We start from the raw sequence: 16,024 nt of genomic DNA on the forward strand, positions 1-16,024 counted from the left end.
CCCTCTCGGACAACACAGACCTCGACCGTGTCACTTCCCCTGGTGAGCCGCCTCGCACAAGGCCGCACCGAATGCCAGTCTCAGCAAGAATGCCAACTGGGCGCGCACGGCCATCCGGGTTCTACGCACCTGTGTAGACGAAACGCACGGGTTCAGCGATAACAGTTGCGGTGGACTCCAAGTCGGCCAGCCGGGCCGACAGCGTCGCCTCTGCCAGCCGCGGCGGCAACGCGTCCCCGAATTTCAGTCCCCGCACCGCCCGCTCGTCGACAGGGGGAAGGCAGAGCCGGTCCGGAGCCTCGCTCAGCACTTCCTTCCACACCGGTGGAGTGAGGTCTTCTCGCAGACGGATCCAGTGATCGTTGATGCGCTGGGCTGGCACCGCGATCCCCTCCAACGTGGCGGCCAGAGTCGCGTTCGCCCGGTGGCCTGCCCAGGTCCACCAGCGAAGTTGCCCCGATTCGTCCCGCACGATCAACGTGCCGCCCGGGTGGACCTTTTCCAGGAAGACCTCACGTGCCTCCTCGAGCGTTGTGGTGGCGCGTTGAGTCAAGGCGACGGGCGGATCCGTGCCGAGCAGCACCTCGCGCACGGCGCGGGTGACCTCGAAGGAGGTGCCCTGGCCGAAGCCCGTGCCGCTCCACTTGGCCTTTCCGCCGCCGTCGACCGGCTCGACGAAGCAGCGTTTGCGGCGCCAGTCGATGTAGGTGACCTGCCAGCTGCGGCCGGCGAGGAGGAGCCTGCGGGGGCCGGCGACCCGCTCGGTGAGCAGGGCGGGGTCGGTGCGGCCGATCTCGGTGCGGCCCTGGAGGACGGTGAACTGCGGAGGCGCGGTGAAGACGGCGGTGAGGTTCATGAAGTGGCGGTGGCCGAAACGCCGTTCGGCTTCGGGGCCGATGAACAGCATGCCGCCGTCCTGGTCCAGGTATCCCTCCTCGACCAGATGACGGACGATCGGCTCGGCTGGCCCTCCGAACGGTCCCAAACCGTTCCACCACTCCTGCCAGAGCCGGTCTCCGACGCGGTGTTCCTGAAGGCAGAGGGCGAGCAACTGCTGGGCGACGATGTGCCGGGGCTCGGGCGGCGCGGTGACCGGTTCCACCCAGCCTCGCGACCACTGGAGCAACAGCCCTGCGGCGGCCAGGAGTCCACCCTGGTCGAGGGTGAGGAAGAGGCAGTTGCGGATGGTTCCAGGGCGGCGCCCGGTGCGCCCTAGGCGTTGCAGGAAGGAGGCGACCGATGTGGGGGCGTCGATCTGGATGACTCGGTCCAGGTCACCGACGTCGATGCCCAGTTCCAGGGTGCTCGTGGCGATGATGACGCAGTCGCGCGCCTCGGCGAACGCGGTCTCCGCACGTCTGCGTTCGTCGAGGGAGAGGGAGGCGTGCGAGAGGAACGTGGTCACGCCCTTGGCCCGCAGGTTGGCGCCCAGTTCCTCGACCAGGCGCCGTGACTCGCAGAAGACGAGCCGCTTCTCGCCACGGTGGAGGGCGCTGATGACCGTGGCCGCATTGTCGAGCGAGCCGACGTAGTCGAGCTGGATGTCACCTGGTGGTACGGAAGTCGGCGTCGGCTGTGCCTCGGACAGGTGGGGCGCGACCACGCGACCGGGGCGCCGCCCTGCTCCCGATCCCTGGAGCCAGGTGAGCAGGGCTTCGGGGTTGCCGACGGTCGCGGAGAGACCGACGCGCTGTAGGGAGCGGCCCACGACTCGCTGCAGGCGCTCCAGCACGGCGAGCAGGTGCCAGCCGCGGTCATCGCCGGCGAAGGCGTGGACCTCGTCGACGACCACGGCCCGCAGGCCGGAGAAGAAGGACGTGTGGTCGACGTTGACGCTGACCAGCATGGCTTCCAGTGACTCGGGGGTGGTGAGCAGCACGTCGGGCCGGGACGCGAGGATGCGCCGCCGGGCGCCGGCCGGTGTGTCGCCGTGCCACAGGGCCGCGGTCCGGCCGAGCCAGGCGGTGTAGGTCTCCACGCGCGGCAGCAGGTTGTTCAGCAGCGCCTTGAGGGGACACACGTACAGCACCGATGTGCCGGACCAGCCCTGGGCGTGCATCCGGGACAGCAGGGGGAAGCAGGCGGCTTCGGTCTTGCCGCCGGCCGTCGGGGCCAGCAGCAGGGCGTCGTCTCCCGCGGTGAGTGGCGCGACGGCGGCCTTCTGGAGCGGGCGCAGGTCCTTCCAGCCCAGGGTGTTGACGATGTGGTGGACCAGTGCCGGTTCCAGGCCGTCGGCGGCGGTCACGGCAGTTCCAGCTCGATGTCGTCCGCCCGGTCGGCGGCTGCGTTGCGTTCGGTGTCCGTCAACTCGCCAGCCGAGACGGTGAGCTGGTAGTGCTTGCGCGGGTCGAAGTCCTCGAACTCGTCGACGCGGTCGAGGACGTCGGCGACGAGCTTGCGCAGGAAGACGCGGGGGGCGATGCCGACGTTGCCGCCCAGACCTCCGGTGACGGCGGTGGCGAGTTCGCCCACGTAGGCGTCATCGACCCGCGCGGTGACACGCTCGGGATGACGTGCCGCTCCCCGGTAGAGGTCCCGCACCTTCCGGCCGAGTTCCCCGAGTCGCGGCAGGTCGAAGCCGGGCAGGCGGAGCTGGACGGCGCGGGGCGAGTCGAAGCGGGCATCGGTCGTGAAGTCGGTGGCGAGCCGCTGGGCCAGGGGCGGGAGCCGCTGGACGCCCTGCTGGCCGTCGTAGAACGCGGGGGTCCCGGTGATGACGAGGAAGAGACCGGGGAAGCGTCCGGCGTCGATCTCGTCGAGGAGCTGGCGCAGTGCGTTGAGGCCCTTTTCCCGGACGTCGCCGCGGACGCGTTGCAGGGTCTCCGTCTCGTCGAGTACGAGGAGCAGCCCCGGGTGTCCGCAGTCACGCAGCACGGTCAGCAGGCCCTGGAGGAAGCCGAGCGCGGCGAAGTGGTCGAGGTCTCCGCGCACTCCGGCGGCACGGCGGGCGGAGGCGGCCACGGACTTCTGGCCGCCGAGCCAGGCGATCAGGGCTTCCGCCGTGGCGCCGTCCCCGGCAGTGACGGCACGGCGGTAGCCGCGCAGGGCGGCTGCGAACGCGGGCGTGGTGCGGGCGACGTCGGCGAGCCGGCGTTCCATCAGCGTGTCCACGGCCTCGGCGAGGGCTTCCTCGTCGTCCTCGTCGATCTCCGAGCCGTCGAGGACCTCCTCCTCCAGGGTGTAGAACCACGAGTCGACGACCGCGCGCAGTGCGCTGGGCTGGTGGGTGGCGGTGGCCAGGCGCTCGGTGAGCCGGCGGTAGACGGTCTCCAGCCGGTGCAGCGGTGTCTCGGTCTCGGAGATCTGCACCTCGGCGGTGGCGAGTCCCGCGCGTTTGGCGCGTTCGGCCAGCCAGCGTGCGAAGAAGGTCTTGCCGGAGCCGTAGTCGCCGCGGACCGCGTGGAAGGCGGCACCGCCACGGGTGACGGTGGCCAGGTCGTCGTCCAGGGCGGCTTCGAACCGGTCCAGTCCGACCGCGAACAGGTCGAGACCGGACTGCGGGACGGTGCCGCGCCGCAGGGCGTCGATGACCTCGCGGCGCCGGACCGCGCTCACGGAGGCGGGGTCGGTCACGCCTTCTCCTCCCCCCGGCTCGCCGGCTCGTCCGTCTGCCCGTCCGCTTCGTCGTCCTTCGGCTTCGGCAGGAACTGCTCGCGCAGGAGCGGTACATCGAGTTTGACCGCGTGCCCGCCGTCGATGAACCCGAGGACGGGATACCCCTCGACGTTCAGCAGCCTCTGCACCGTGGCGACGAACCCCTCGATGTTGCGGCGGACCCGTCCGGTCGCGGAGATCGCCGCGGCGAGCGCGGCCGGGGACATCGTCCCGCCCGCTGTGACGAGCGCGTCGACGACCGCGGCCACCACCTTCGCCTCGGGCGCTTTGCGGACGTACTCCTTCTGGGCCGCGTACACCTCGCTGCTCACCACCGTGCTGCCCAGCGACTCGGCCACCGGCGGTCCGGTTTCCGTCCGGGCGGACGGCCGTGCCTCGGCGGCCGGCGCGCGCTCGGAGGGCGCCGGGGGCCGCGCAGGCGAGGAGACCTCCGGCTGATCAGCGGTAATGGCGGCGGACTCAGGAACGTCACGCGTGACGTGCGTCCGCCACCAGCCCGGCGTGGACAGCTCGCGCGGCAGCGGCACCCAGTCCTTCGGGGCCTCCTCCCCGGCCGGCAGCAGGACGAGCACCGGGACGGTGACTTCGGCCAGGGAGGCTCCGCCGTGGTACCCGGCGCGCCGTCCGGTGTAGCGGATGTCCTCGCGCCACGGCAGGATCACCGCTCCCCCGCCCTCGCGCACCCGCGGGCCGTGGACAGCGATCTCTCCTTCGCCCGCGGCGTCACCGGTGCGCCAACGGGCGGACGCAGCACCCTCTGCGGCGGCCGTCGGGGTGTCGGAGCTGCTGCCGCGCTCCAGGACGTGTCCGTGGTCGGCGACGAGGACGACCGGGCGGCCGTAGCTGCGGGCGGCGGCGAGCAGTTCGCGCAGGTGCGTGACTTCGGCGAGGGACCAGGTGGTGCCGCGGCCGTGTCGGCCGTTGTCCAGTGCCTCGTCGATGGTGTTGAGGACCACACCCACCACGGCGTCCGAGGCGAGGGCGGTCATGAGTTCGTGCGAGAGCGCGTGGCCCGCCTCGCCGCCGATGGCGGCCTTGTGGAAGAGGGCCGCCGGCTTGCGCCGCCGCTTCCAGAAGGCGGTGAAGCCGCTCGTCTCGGTCGACTGGCCGCCATCGGCTGCCTCACCCGTCAGCAGTGAGGCACGGCTGACGCGGGTGATCGAGGGCAGCATCGAGACGGCGGCGAGCCGTGCCGGGATCTCTCCTGCCTCCGGGCGCGGCACGATCTCGCGCCAGCCATCGCGTTCCGCCTCCTCGCCGAGCTGGGCGGCGACCGCGCTGCTCATGCCGTCGAGGACGAGGAGGAGCGGAGCGGCCCGGCCGGTGAGCGGGCGTACGACGGTGTCCAGGACGTTCTCGACGACGAGGCAGCCGTCGGGGTGCTGGGCGGTGGCGTGCGCGGCCCAGGCGGCGAGCTTTGGGGCGAACTCCCGATCGAGGCGCTGCCTGCGCTCACGTGCCTGTTCGTAGAGGGTCCGCAGGTCCCGGCCGGTCTCCAGGTCGCCGTCGGGGTCGCCCGCCCACAGGACGGTGAGTGCCCGGTCCGCCCAGCCCCAGTCGCAGACGTGGGCCCGTACGGCAGCGGCCACGCCGGTGACGGCGGGCTCGGGGCCGCTGAGCCAGCGTGCCACCCGTACGGCCGTCTCGGCGGCCTGGACGTGGTCCGGGCGGAGGCCGGCGAGGGCGTGGCCGAGCAGGTCGGCCAGCGTGGCCTGGCCGGCGGCCGGGGAACGGAGGGCTTCCGCGACGGTCCGGCGCAGTTGCGCGCTGAAGCTGGAGGGGAGGAAGCGGCTCGCGGTGAGGCCGAGGGTGAGGCCCGCCTTGTCGGCCAGCCCGTCGGCCCGGTCCAGTACGGCGGTGACGCGCCGACGGGCGTCCTGGCTGGTGCGGGCGTCGGCGATCCAGCGGGTGAGGGTTCCCTCCACGGCGTCGGTGAACACGGCGAGTTCCGAACGCCGGGGCATGACCTGCCCGAACAGTCCGCCGAGGGCGAGCACCGTGTCGGGCTGGGCGGCGGGGTCCCGCAGTGCGGCGCCGAGCAGTCCGAGCGGCAGGGCGTCGTGGCCGAGTCCGGCCTCGGCGAGGGACAGCAGGACGGGAACGGCCGGTCCGGCGATCTCCGCGAGCCACTTCTTCAGTTCGGCGCGCTCGGTGGCGCCCAGTTCGGCGAACCGCCGGGGTCCGGCGGGTGTGCGCGACCAGGCGAGCAGCGTGTCGGCGTCGAGGGTGGCCTGGCCGTCCTGGCCGGAGGAGGCGTGCACCGCGCGCAGGCCGAGTCGTTCGGCGGCGAGGGCGCGCAGTGCCGCGTCCCGGGTAAGCACTCCGCCGACGCGCGGCCAGCCGTCTTCGGCGGGCTCCGCTTCGACCAGGGCTTCCAGCAGCCACCGCTCGCGGTACATGCGCGGGTCGAGGGCGGTGGCGCCGAAGCGCTGGAGGACGACCTCGGCGTTCTCGACGGTGAGGGTCTTGCGCCGTACGGCCCTGCCGCGCACGTCCCAGCCGAGTTGCTCGTCGTCGAGGCCCGTCGTCACCACGAGCACGTCGGAGGAGGCGGCTGCGCTCCGGTGCTCACGCAGGGCGGCGACGACGCCGAGGACGGAGGCTTCGTTCCGTACGTGGACGCGCCGCGCCTCGCCCTCCAGGGTGACGGTGAAGCGGGGCGGGGAGCCGGGCGCGTACTGGCCGTGGACGAGCACGAGGCTACGCTCGCCCAAGTCCTTGGCGATCGCGGCGAGCAGGGCCTCGACGGTACGGCGGCCCACCCGGGGCAGGGCCGGGGCCATCAGCCGGTGGTCCCTTCGCCGCCCGGTTCCGGCTGGGTTCCGGCGGAACCGTCGGTCCCGGGCCCGGTGTCGGTGACCGGCTGCCAGGTGACCTGGATGCGGGTGCCGGGGTGGGCGGCGAGGTAGGCGCGGATCTCGGCATCGATCCCGGCGACCGTGGTGGCCAGCGTCGCCTCCAGCTGGGTGGGCTCGACGAGGTGGACGGTCTGCCTGCGACCGGCCTGTCCCAGGACGGCGGTCTGCGCGCCGCCCTGGCCGCGGGAGGCGTCGTCCGGCGTGGAGGGCCGGTCCGGCACGGGCGTCGAGGGGACGGAGGGCTTGCCGTGGTCGGTGAGGCTGACGTCCTCGGCGGTCGGCTCCGGGGTGACCGGAGCCACGGGCGGAGTGGACGGCTGTGCGGGCTGGGCGAGGCGGGTGGCCTCGCGCATCAGGGCCATGACGGTGTCCGGGAGCCGGTCCAGGACGGGCACGAGCGAAACGGTCTGCTCGTGCTCGCGGGCGGTGCGGTGCACCTCGTCCAGGAACCTGGCCGCTCGCTCGCCGAGGCCGTCCTGTCGTACGGCGAGGTCGCGGCGTACGTCCTCCAGCAGGGACCACTGGGTGCCGCGCAGCGCGGCGGCCACTTCCGGGGCGTGCCGCAGGGCGCCCGCGATCTCCTCGTCGGTCACGTCGTACGCGGCGGCAGCCAGCTCCCGCACGCACGCGGCCGGTTCGGTGGTGCGCAGCAGCCGGGCGACGAGGTCGGCGGCGGCCTTGGTGGACTTCAGACGGGGCGCGTCGGCGCCGCCGGGCCCGGTCAGCCCGAGGGGGGCGGCGTGCTGTGTCAGGAGGGTGCGCACTTCGCCGAGGGCCACGCGGTGTTCCTCCGCGACCGCGCGCACGCCTTCGGCGAGCCGGGCGACGTTGCGGGCGAACAGGACCCGGGAGACGGTCCTTCCGAAGATCGTCCCGGCGCGGCCGAGCGCGGTGTGGAACTCGTCCTCGGTGGGCAGTTCCACGGCCCTCAGTCCGTACCCGGGGCCGATCCGCTCCAGCTCCGGCGCCTTGGGCAGCGGCGAGGTCTGGTAGACCCAGGTACGGTCGTCGAGCAGGGCGTACGTGGCGATGATCAGGTTGCTGACGTGGCGGTCGAGGCCGGTGTAGCCGAGGTCCTCGATCCAACGGCGGATGTCGTCGACGGACAGTTCCGGGCCGGCGTCGGGGGTCTCGGCGGCCTTCTTGTTGATGCGCAGGCGCCAGTCGGTGGTGACGTTGAGCGGCCCGTCGTGGACCTCGCCGAGCTGGAGGGCGTGCACGATCCGGCGGACCACCGGAATCTGCTGGCTGTCGACCACGACGCGCCGGGAGCCGTCCTCCATCGCCCTGGTGATCCATTCGAGCGTGGTCTTCAGCTCGCGGGTGGTGACGGCCTTGCGGGTGAGCCGCGGGTCGAAGTCGGGGTGCTTGGGGTGGCGGGCGCCGAGCAGCCCGTCGGCGAGCAGAAGGAGGTTCTCCTCGAAGCCGACCGCCGGTTCGGGCCGGGTGCGGGTGAAGCCCGGTTGGAGGGAAATCAGGTGGTGGCCCTCGGGGACCTCGGCGCCGGCGGTGCCGGGCTCGGCCCGGTTGATGCCGTAGAGCTGAAGCAGCGCGTCGGCGAGCTGAGTGGTCAGGCTGTCGCGGGACGCCTTGAGCTGGTTGCGGATCTGGATGCGCTCCTCGGCGGGGCGGGTCGCGGTGTGGTCGTCGAGCCGGTCGCGCTCCAGCAGATAGTTGATCTTCAGGAGGCGGCCGAGGCTGCGGGCCTTCTGCTCGGACAGGAAGTGCGGCAGCCAGACGATCGTCGGCGCCGTCTTCCCAGCGCGCTTCATCCGCTCCACCCGCTGCACGTCGTCCATCGGCGAGCGGCCGTGGTCGTCGAAGGGATAGTCAAAGACGAAGCGGATGTTGCCGTCGGTCTGCGGCGCGAACTCGGCGTCCGGCAGGTGCGGGTCGCGGACGTTGCCGAAGACGAACTCGACGGTGCGCTTGGTGCCGCGCCAGACGACCGTCCGCTCGCACACGAACGCCTGGGCGTCGGGAATGCCCAGCGCCGCCCACAGCTGGTCCTTGATCCACTGGCGGCGGTAGCCGTCCTGGTCGGCGACGCCCTGCACCTCTTCCAGCAGCGGCTCGACGTCCAGGTCGGACAGGTGCAGGTGGAAGACCGGGTCGGCGGGGTCACCCTCGCTGCGCAGCTCGCCGTCGAAGCCCTCGGCCTGCAGCTCCTGCAACCGCTTCACGGCGACAGCTCCCGCGTCGCCCACCCGGGTCCTGATGGTGCCGTGGTTCAGCGCGGCGAGTCGGCCGCCGGTGAGCCGGGTCAGGGCAGGCACGTTGGGCGCGAGGGAGGCCAGCAGCAGCGTCTTGACCAGGCGCTCGTCGGTCTGGAAGCGCTTGTCGTCGGCCGAGCCGTACTTCGTCAGCAGGTGCTCGCGGACGCGGGCGTGGAAGCGGTGCGCGATCTCCGACTCCTTGCGGAGCTTCGCGGTGAACGCCTCACCGGTCCGCTCGGCGATCACGTCCCACAGGTCGCCGATCGGAACGAGCTGGCCGAGCCGCAGGTCGTCGCGGTGGCGCCGCAGCAGCTCCTGCACCAGCTTGAGACCGGTCCGCTCGCGCTGCAGTGCACCGGACAGGTCGACCAGCACGTTGAGCAGCGCCGGGGACAGCGGATACAGGGTGCGGAAGTCGTCCCAGCTCGCCTCGGTGCGTCCCTGCGCGTCGAGCAGCACCTGCCGCACCTCGTCCCGCGAGGACTCCACGAGCTTGAACGCGTCGTCGCGCGCCTGCTCCATGCCCGGACGGGGCGCGAGCACACGGTGCTTGATGATCTCGACGAGGTTGCTGTCCTCCAGCTCCACGACGTCGATCCGGCCGGCGAGGTAGTCGACCTGCTGTTCCAGGTTCTGTACGTCGGCGCCCGCGACGTCGGAGCCGATCAACTGGGACAGGTCGCGCTGGCGGGAGATGAAGGAGACGATCGGCACGGGCCGGCCGCTGTCGGCGGACTCGATCAGCTTGACCAGCCGCTGCACCTGGTCGCGGACGAAGTCCTGGTCGCCCATGTGTGCCTGGAGCCACAGGATCAGCTCGTCCAGGAAGAGGACGACACCGTCGTAACCGAGCGACTGCGCGTGGCGGGAGACGACCTTGAGGCCGTTCTCCAGCGGGATGAAGGACTGCGCGTCACCGCGGGCGGCCTGCGTGTACGCGGCCATGGGCCCGGTCAGCAGCGCCGACACCAGCCGCTCCCGCTCCTCGCTGCCGGGCGGCGCGGCGAAGGCACGGTCCAGCTCGGCGGTGCTCCAGCTGCCCGTACCCGGCAGGTCGGCTCCGCCGTCGATGCCCGGCAGGTCGTCCTCGTCGTCCTCGCCCGCGCCGCCGGAGGTGGCCGTCGCCCCGGCGCCGAGCCACTGGCGGAACTTGTCGTCGTCACCGAGGAACGTCCGCTGCCGGGCCGCGTCGGCAAGCAGGGCGTCCGACCGGTAGACGGCCGGGGTCGGCGCCTCCGGGTGCAGCTCCCGCACGGTGTGGACGTACCCGCCGAGCAGCGCCGAGTCCAGGTCGGTCGACCCGACCAGGTGGTACGGCACCATCAGGAACCGGCTGCCGCCCAGCCAGTCCCGGTGCTCGGCGACGACCTCCTTCAGCCCCGGCTTGTCCAACGCCCCCTCATGGCCGTTCAGCACGGCGTGCAGCACGGTCAGGAAGTGGCTCTTACCGGCGCCGAAGGAGCCGTGCAGGTAGGCGGCGTGCGAGTCGCCCGTACGGACGGCCTTGGCAACGATGCCGAGCGCCTTGCGGAACGCCTTCCGCAACTGCTCGGTGACGACGTACTCCGCCACCCGCTCGTCGGCCTCGTGGAAGCCCTGGGAGAGGTCGACCTTGAAATCGCCCGCGTGGACGTCCTCCTTGATGGCGATGACATCCCGGAGGAACAGCTCTGTGGTCGACATCAGACGATCATTCCCTCACTGTGCTGGCGGCCGGCCCGGACAGCGCCCCCCACTGGCGTTCGGCGCGACGTCCATCTTGCCAGGTAGGTCCGACAGCGGGAGGGGAGATCGCAACCGCTTCCGGGACGGAGCCTCACAGTGGGTGACGAGTGCGGCGCTGACCGCCCGGCGCGGCTACCCGGGGTGCCCGGCCGCCTCCGGACGGAGGTCCAGCTCCGCCCACACGGTCTTGCCGGGACCGGTGCGCTCCGCCACCCCCCAGCGGGAGGCCAGGGCCTCGACCAGCAGCAGTCCCCTGCCTCCGTCGGCATCGGCGGGCGGGAGCAGCCGCACGGGCAGGGCGGGGTGGGTGTCGGACACCTCGACGCGCAGGAGCCCGGCGGCGGACGCGTGGACCAGGCGCAGCGCGAAGTCCCGCCCCGGTACGCGTCCGTGGAGTGCGGCGTTGGCGCTCAGCTCCGCAACGATCAGTACGGCGGCGTCGAAGGCGGAGGTGCCGTGCGGCACACCCCAGGCGTCGAACTGATGCGCGGCGAGTCTGCGGGCGAGGCGGGCGCCGCGACGGGTCGCGGAGAAGCGCTGGGCGAACGCACGTACGGTGACGGCGACTTGGGGTTGTTGTGTCGGCATGGGGTTCACCGTCCCGCCGCCGCGACCCCGCCGAACAGGACCGACGCTGGTACAGCTACGCCTGTACTGGTTCACCCGCTGGACTGGGCGGGTCACCGTGCGTGACTATGGAGGCGGGCTGCATGGCGACGGGCAACGGTGGCGGGGTCGGCATCGGGGGCACGGGCGGAGGCGCCGGTACGGGCGGCTCCAACGGGGAGCACGACCTGTCCGACAGCCTCAAGACCTTCGGGGCCGTACTGAAGGCCCTGCGGGAGGAGGCCCGCCTCACCCAGGAGGAGTTCGCGCAGCGGGTGCAGTACTCCGCACACTACGTCGCCAAGATCGAGCAGGGCAAGCGGTTCCCTCCGGGGGATCTCCCCGAGCGTGCCGAGTCGGCGCTGGGTGCGGCTGCGGCGAAGGTGCTGGCTGCTGCGGCGCGGAGTCTGACGCGGAGGGCGGGGCTGGCGTCGTGGTTCCGGCAGTGGGCAGGAATCGAGGAGGAGGCGGTGTCGCTGTATGCGTACGAAGCCTGCGCGATCCCCGGTTTGTTGCAGCCGGAGCCGTACATCCGGGCCATCTTCGACCGCAGGTTGCCACCCCTCTGCGAGGAGCAGTTCGAGCGACAGGTTGCCGCCCGTCTGGAACGGCAGCATCTCCTCGCCGAGCGCCCCAACACGGAATTCTCCTTCGTGATCGAAGAGGCACTGCTGGAACGCAGGATGGGAGGCCGTGAGGTTACTCGCGCTCTCATTGACAACCTGCTGGAGCAGGGCAGTCGTCGCAACGTCGAGATCCTGGTCATGCCGCTGCGTCAGGAAGATCACTCGGGGTTCGAGGGACCGCAGTATCTGGCGGAAACCCAGGACAACAAGTGGGTGGGATACGTCGAAGCGCACGACACCAGCGCCCTCGTCACCGACCCGAAATTGGTCAGTGCGATGCTCCGACGCTATGGAAAGATGCGCTCGCAGGCTCTCAGCCGAACGGCCACCGCGAGCCTGCTGGAGCAGATGCGAGGAGCGTTATGAGCACCACCAAACTGGTCTGGTTCAAGAGCAGCTACAGCAGCGGCGGCGGTGGCAACTGCGTCGAGGTGGCCGTAACCCCGCAGGCTGTCCACGTACGGGACTCCAAGGACACCCGGATCCGACCCCTGCTCGTGTCCCTCACCGCCTGGTCGGCGTTCACCGCGCACGCTTCCGGCCACGATCACTGAGCACCCTGCCGACGGCCGGGGAGAGCGCAGGGCCGCTCTCCCCTCCAGCTCTACTCGTCGGCCGGCGCGGATTGCCCGGGCGTCTCCTTGCGCTGCGCAGGCTTCCGCCCACGGGTCTTGCGTACCGGGCGCCAGTCCCTCATCTGCGCCTCGCTGACCCCGTGGGTGCGCAAGTAACGCTGGAACTCCGCCTCCAGGTCCTCGGCCGGTGAGCCCTCCCATTCGTCGTCGTACGCGCTGTACCACTGGTGCACCCACGGCATGACCTCGCGCAGCCCAGCGAGCAGCGGGACAAGGCGTTCCGCGCCCCAGGCGTCGCTCCTGACCCGCGTGTCGATGAGCTGGGTGAGGGCCAGTGCCTGGTCCTTGTAGTTCCAGCCGGCCCAGCCGAGCATCAGCGTGGAGTCGCTGTCCGGTCCCGCCTCCGGGTAGGAGATGAACCGTTCCTTGGGCACGTCGAGCTTGCCGCGGTGGGACCAGTAGGACAGCCTAAGGAAGTCCGAGGACTTGTACTTCGTGGGCGGGTCGATGTCGAGGCGCTGCCCCGTGCGGTCCTCCTCGCGCTGCTTCTCCCAGACCTTCTCCCACTCGCGGCGGGTGCGCAGGCCGGAGTCCTTATAGCGCATGGCGGCGAGATAGGGGACGTGCTCATCGGCGATGACCTCGTTGAGAATTTGCGCGAGGGGGAGGTCCGGCTTCTTCAAGTGGTCGGCTGCGTAGAGCGCGGCGACGGCTGCGAAGTCGGGGTCGGAACCGAGCCGGTCGGCGAGGTTGTTGACGGTCAGCGTCCGAGGGCGCCGCAGCCCATCACGCACCTCGAACCACAGGTCCTCATCCTCGCAGCGGTCCAGCAGCCAGTTCCGCAGCGCGGCGCGTTCCTTCTTCTCCCATGCCTCGGACGCCCAGCGCCGCTTGCACTCGGGGCGCTCGATGAGGGCGATGTCCTTGCGGCGCGTGATGAGGTCGATGCGTGCCTGAACAATCTCGCGGTACCAGTCCGGCCAGTGGGCGGGGATCTCGGTAACGGGGGTCGAGCCGTGACGCGTGAACCAGGCGGTCTCCATCTCGCCGACCTCTGCCTTCCGCGCAAGAAAGATCTCGAAGGCGCGCTCGCCGAGCTTGGCCTCGGGGATGATGTCGAGGTCGGTCGACGGGGTCACAGTCCGGGCGACTTCGTGGTCGGTAAGCAGCCCGTAGAGGCCGTAGACCTGCCAGTCCAGCTCCTCTTGGATGGCGATCATACGGCGACGGATCTTCGCGTGTTCGGCTTTGGCTTCGTCGAGCAATTGCCGCGTGGGCACGACGGTCACGGCCACGGCCGACGGCTCCAACCTTGCGAGCTTCTGTGCCAGGGCGTCGAGGACGCGGCCGAGGTGCAGCGGAAGCTTGGCTGGGAGAGGGAACTCTTGCAGCTTGGTGCCGGTGAACTCGAAACGGTGCTCCCACAACTCGTCCGAGATGCCGCCACCGATGCCGCCGTTCCCTTTGGACTGGCTGACTTGCTTCAGCCAGAAACAAGCCGCCGACGAATTAAGCACCCCCAGCAACTCCAGGTGCTCGTCCTCCCCGGCCCCCTCGGGCAGCTTGATCACGGGAGCGGTTCGGTTGAACACCTTTCCGCCCCGGTCCAGCACGAAGTGGTTGTGCGTCGCCACGAACGGAAAGGCGACACCCAGAGGAACTGAGTAACGTTCCGGATGCCACCGGCTCCACTCGTACCAGGTCAGCCCGATCTCCTCGTGGGTGCCGCCGGGCTCTCGGCGCAGCCGGAGCATGCTGCGCTGTGCCCACAGCAGTCGCTGGGACGCAGCGTCGGAGAGGTCCGCGGACAGGCTCTGCCCATACGGGAACAGCGCTTCGGTCACGGGTTCCAGGTCCCAGTCCCGGATGACGATGCCTTCCACCAAGGGCACCACCCGGCCCTCCGGCACTCCGTGCCTAGTCCAGCTACCGGGCGGGGCGAAGTACGCCTCGTCCGCGCCTGAGTGCGTCGTGCGTCCGATCAGCTTCACGCGCGAGCCAAGCAGATCTGACCCCGCAACCGTAAGCTGACCGAACACTTCAGAGGCGCCGCCACCACTCAGCGACCAAGGTGCCTCGGCGAAGTGAGGGCGATCGAAGTCCGCCACCGAGACCCAGTCCCTCTCGCTGCCAGGCCGGTCGACGTAGGTGACGATCTCCTTCCAAACCCGCCCTTCAGCAGCGTTCTTGGGCTGCTCAGGCTCCCCCCGTACACCCAGCACCGCCCGGATGGACCGGCTACCGCTGGGCACACGGTTACGCCCCACCAGAATCACCGTGGGAGTTCCGTGCCCCGGAATGTAGGCACCCGACGTGTCAATGACGTGCGAGAGCTCGACTCTGTTCCGGAAGACTGTCTCGATGAGGTTACGGCCGAACTCACGCTTCATGAACGAGTTTGCAGTGATCTGCCCGACGAATCCACCACCGCCTTGCCGCCCGCCCGCTCCCTTCACCGCAAGCTCGAACATGCGCTGCGCAAACGGCACAGACAGGGCGAAGAGGCCAGTACAGGCGTCGTAGCCCTTCTTGTAATTCTCCTTCTCCTGCTTGTCCTTCACCGTGATGTACGGCGGGTTTCCCACCACCACGTGATACGACCCCCGCCCCAGCAGGTCGACCCGCTTCGCGTACTCCCACACGTCCTCCGTGGCGTACGCGTACGCCTCCCCCTCCTCGCGACCCACAACCGCCTCCGCGAACAGCGTGTCCAGGTCGGTCTGGATGCCGGCCGCGTCCCGGCCATGCAGCAGCGAGTCACCCACGGCCACGTTAATCGGGAACGGCGGCGCGTCCGCCAGTCGCCGGGCGCCCGCCGCGCGCATCGCGGCGACCAGAAGCCGGAAGCGGGCGATGCTCGCGGCGAAGGGGTTCTTGTCGCAGCCGTGGACGGACTCCAGGACCCGGCGCACCAGCGTCCAGGCGTCCGTACCAGGTTCCGCCTGGCGCCACTTGTCCAGGAGCCGGTGGAAGATGCCCAGCAGGAAGTGGCCGGAGCCGCACGCCGGGTCGATGGTGCGCAGGCCGCGGCGTTCGCGGCCGTCGGGGCCGGTCCAGGCGGGGTTGAGGCCGAAGCCCTGCCCGTCGTCGGCGACCGCCGGTTCCAGGGTCAGGTCGAGGATGAACTCCTCGACGAACTCCGGGGTCTGGAGCAGCGCGTACGTCTTGCGGGCGTGCTCACTCAGGTCCTGGTAGAGGTCGCCGAGGAAGCGGGTGTCCCATTCGGGGTCGGTGAAGTCGTAGCGGATCTCGCCGTCTGCGCCCCAACGGCGCCAGAACATCAGCAGTTCCGTCGCCGTCTCGTAGCCGGGGGTCAGGCCCCACAGCGGGTTGTGGCGCTCGTCGAAGAGGCCGGCGGCCGTCTCGTTGGTGCGCGCCAGGTGGCGGAACGCCTCGATGAGCCAGTCGCGGTTGTTGTGGTGCGGGTAGGTGCGGAAGTGGGCCTCGTGCCGGGCCTCCGCTTCGGCGAGGCGTTCGCCGGGGCCGGCGAGGAACGGTTCGTCGATCAGGCCGTTGTCCTCACAGAAGCGGACGAAGACACAGCCCAGCACCCACGCCACTGCGGCCTGCGTGACGCGCTCGTCGCGCCAGGCCGGGTAGGACAGGGCGGTGCGCCGGGCCTCCTTCGCCTCGCGCCACTCACGGTCCAAGCGGGTGCGGAACTCCTCCTCGGACATGCTGCGCGACCGCAGATCGTCCTCCAGGTCGACGACCAGCTTCTTCAGGTCCTTGAGCAGGGTCGTCTTGTCCGTGCCCGTAGTCGTCACCGTCACTCTTCGCTTCCTTCTCCCTGCACCGCGTCA

The 16,024-nt window shown here is 70.8% G+C and carries 8 protein-coding genes; 2 read left to right on the forward strand and 6 right to left on the reverse strand.

Annotated elements, in window-relative coordinates; genetic code table 11:
• Positions 1-121: 121 nt before the first annotated feature.
• The 5 genes from ACIOHC_RS04585 to ACIOHC_RS04605 all read right to left on the reverse strand — a co-directional run bounded on the left by ACIOHC_RS04585 (position 122) and on the right by ACIOHC_RS04605 (position 11,002).
• A complete protein-coding gene (locus tag ACIOHC_RS04585) occupies positions 122-2,245 on the reverse strand; it encodes a DEAD/DEAH box helicase (protein WP_401841394.1) in 2,124 nt (707 codons plus the stop codon).
• On the reverse strand, positions 2,242-3,573 hold the full coding sequence (gene brxD / locus ACIOHC_RS04590; protein ID WP_401841396.1) for a BREX system ATP-binding protein BrxD: 1,332 nt from the start codon (positions 3,571-3,573) through the stop codon (positions 2,242-2,244). Before brxD ends, ACIOHC_RS04585 begins: the two co-directional genes overlap by 4 nt.
• Positions 3,570-6,398 carry a BREX-2 system phosphatase PglZ gene (gene pglZ, locus ACIOHC_RS04595; RefSeq protein ID WP_401841399.1) on the reverse strand — a complete coding sequence of 943 codons (2,829 nt, stop codon included), beginning with the start codon at positions 6,396-6,398 and terminating at the stop codon, positions 3,570-3,572. Before pglZ ends, brxD begins: the two co-directional genes overlap by 4 nt.
• Positions 6,398-10,372, reverse strand: a complete 3,975-nt coding sequence (locus ACIOHC_RS04600; RefSeq protein ID WP_401841401.1) for a PglY protein — start codon at positions 10,370-10,372, stop codon at positions 6,398-6,400. Before ACIOHC_RS04600 ends, pglZ begins: the two co-directional genes overlap by 1 nt.
• A gap of 174 nt (positions 10,373-10,546) precedes the next feature.
• Positions 10,547-11,002, reverse strand: coding sequence for an ATP-binding protein (locus ACIOHC_RS04605; RefSeq protein WP_401841404.1), 456 nt, complete (start codon positions 11,000-11,002; stop codon positions 10,547-10,549).
• A 122-nt stretch (positions 11,003-11,124) separates the two neighbouring features.
• On the opposite strand from ACIOHC_RS04605, the gene ACIOHC_RS04610 reads away from it, so the two are divergent.
• Positions 11,125-12,012 carry a helix-turn-helix domain-containing protein gene (locus ACIOHC_RS04610; protein ID WP_401841406.1) on the forward strand — a complete coding sequence of 296 codons (888 nt, stop codon included), beginning with the start codon at positions 11,125-11,127 and terminating at the stop codon, positions 12,010-12,012.
• A complete protein-coding gene (locus ACIOHC_RS04615) occupies positions 12,009-12,200 on the forward strand; it encodes a DUF397 domain-containing protein (RefSeq protein ID WP_401841407.1) in 192 nt (63 codons plus the stop codon). The genes ACIOHC_RS04610 and ACIOHC_RS04615 overlap by 4 nt, the downstream gene beginning before the upstream one ends.
• A gap of 50 nt (positions 12,201-12,250) precedes the next feature.
• On the opposite strand, the gene pglX is transcribed toward ACIOHC_RS04615, so the two are convergent.
• Positions 12,251-15,994 (reverse strand): BREX-2 system adenine-specific DNA-methyltransferase PglX, encoded by a 3,744-nt coding sequence (pglX, locus tag ACIOHC_RS04620; RefSeq protein WP_401841410.1) that lies wholly within the window; start codon positions 15,992-15,994, stop codon positions 12,251-12,253.
• Positions 15,995-16,024 lie beyond the last annotated feature (30 nt).

This window comes from Streptomyces sp. NPDC088252 (genome assembly GCF_044740965.1).
Taxonomy (GTDB): domain Bacteria; phylum Actinomycetota; class Actinomycetes; order Streptomycetales; family Streptomycetaceae; genus Streptomyces.

Excerpts from the sequence above, each read along its gene's own strand:
- pglZ (WP_401841399.1), bottom strand. The coding sequence starts at position 6,398 with ATGGCCCCGGCCCTGCCCCGGGTGGGCCGCCGTACCGTCGAGGCCCTG.
- ACIOHC_RS04600 (WP_401841401.1), bottom strand. The coding sequence starts at position 10,372 with ATGTCGACCACAGAGCTGTTCCTCCGGGATGTCATCGCCATCAAGGAG.
- ACIOHC_RS04605 (WP_401841404.1), bottom strand. The coding sequence starts at position 11,002 with ATGCCGACACAACAACCCCAAGTCGCCGTCACCGTACGTGCGTTCGCC.
- ACIOHC_RS04610 (WP_401841406.1), top strand. The coding sequence starts at position 11,125 with ATGGCGACGGGCAACGGTGGCGGGGTCGGCATCGGGGGCACGGGCGGA.
- ACIOHC_RS04615 (WP_401841407.1), top strand. The coding sequence starts at position 12,009 with ATGAGCACCACCAAACTGGTCTGGTTCAAGAGCAGCTACAGCAGCGGC.